This window comes from Streptomyces sp. DvalAA-14 (assembly GCF_900091855.1).
In the GTDB taxonomy this organism is placed as follows: Bacteria; Actinomycetota; Actinomycetes; order Streptomycetales; family Streptomycetaceae; genus Actinacidiphila.
In genome coordinates this window covers 1-1,292 of sequence record NZ_FMCH01000051.1, presented here as the reverse complement: position 1 = coordinate 1,292, position 1,292 = coordinate 1, and the positions used below count along the sequence as shown (strand labels likewise).

The following is a 1,292-nucleotide window of genomic DNA, read 5'->3' as shown; positions in this document are numbered from 1 at the left end:
CCGGCGGCGCCGGCCGGTCCGGCGGGTCGCCGAGCTCCGCCGTACCGGCTCGTGCCCGCTCGGGTCCGCCGCGCCGGCCCGCCGCCGGGATCGCAGCCATCGCGGCGGTCTCACTGATTGACCACGGCCAGTACGTACAGCACGCCCCAGGCCAGTGCGATGCACACCAGCGCCCGGTCCCGCAGCACCACGTCCTCCGGCTCGCCGGCTGTCCCGGCGTCGGCGAAGACCGCGTACCGCAGCACCGACAGGGTGAAGGGGATCATCGACAGTTGCCGCCAGGGCAGCCAGCCGCGCGGCCGGCCGCCGGTCTCCATCGCCCACAGGCAGTACGCCAGCACCGCCACCCCCGCCGCGAGCTGCCAGACGAAGCGCAGGTAGCCCGAGGTGTAGGAGCCGAGCAGGGCCCGGGAGGCGGCGACGTTCTCGCGCGAGGACATCAGGACGAGTTCGGAGTAGCGCTTGGCGGCGACCATGAACAGCGCGCCGAATCCGGAGGTGATCAGGAACCAGCGGGACAGGTCGATGTTCAGCGCGATGCCGCCGGCCATGGCCCGCATCAGGAATCCGGCGGTGACGATCACCAGGTCGATGACGAGAACGTGCTTCAGCCAGACGCAGTACGCCAGTTGCATGACCACGTAGCCGGCCAGCAGCGCGGCGGTGTCCGGATTGCAAACCAGGGCGGCGGTGACCGGCGCCAGCAGGGCCAGCACCGCGCCGGCGGCGTAGGCGGCACCGACCGGGACCTGGCCGCTGGCCACCGGGCGCCGGCATTTGACCGGGTGGGCCCGGTCGGCGTCGGCGTCGCGGGCGTCGTTGATCAGATAGACGGCAGCGGCGCAGGCGGTGAACAGTGCCAGCACCCCGGCCAGTCGCAGCGCCTCGCCGGGGCTGAGCAGCCGGGCGGCGGCGAAGGGCGCGGCGAGCACCAGGACGTTCTTCATCCACTGCCGGGGCCGGGCGGTCCGCAGCAGACCCCCGGCCAGGGTCAGCGCGGAGCCGCCGGAGGACGGTTCGCGCCCGGGAGGCTCGGGGCTGGGGTCGTCGACGAGTGCGGCGGACGGGTCAGTCATCGCGTACACCTGCCAGGGCCCAGCGGCGGCCGAGGCGGGCCATCGCCCCGCCGAGCAGCGCGCCGCAGGCGACATCGGTCGGGTAGTGGACACCCACCACCAGCCGGGACACGCACACCGCGGCGGCCAGCGGCGGGAAGGGGCCGCGCGGCAGCAGCGCCCCGAAGGCGATGGCCGCCGCGGCCGAGGACGCGGCGTGCGAGCTGGGGAAGCTGT

2 protein-coding genes are annotated in these 1,292 nt (G+C 74.4%); both read right to left on the bottom strand.

All coding sequences use genetic code 11. The annotated features are described in order from the left end of the window. Window positions 1-110: 110 nt before the first annotated feature. Window positions 111-1,076, bottom strand: coding sequence for a decaprenyl-phosphate phosphoribosyltransferase (locus tag GA0115240_RS02390; RefSeq protein ID WP_093734975.1), 966 nt, complete (start codon window positions 1,074-1,076; stop codon window positions 111-113). Beyond that, the coding region (locus GA0115240_RS02385) for a phosphatase PAP2 family protein (protein ID WP_141708684.1) at window positions 1,069-1,292 on the bottom strand (224 nt) is incomplete at its 5' end. The genes GA0115240_RS02390 and GA0115240_RS02385, both read right to left, overlap by 8 nt.

Bases quoted from the DNA above. Each gene is read 5' to 3' on its own strand.
- GA0115240_RS02390 (WP_093734975.1), bottom strand. From the start codon at position 1,076: ATGACTGACCCGTCCGCCGCACTCGTCGACGACCCCAGCCCCGAGCCT.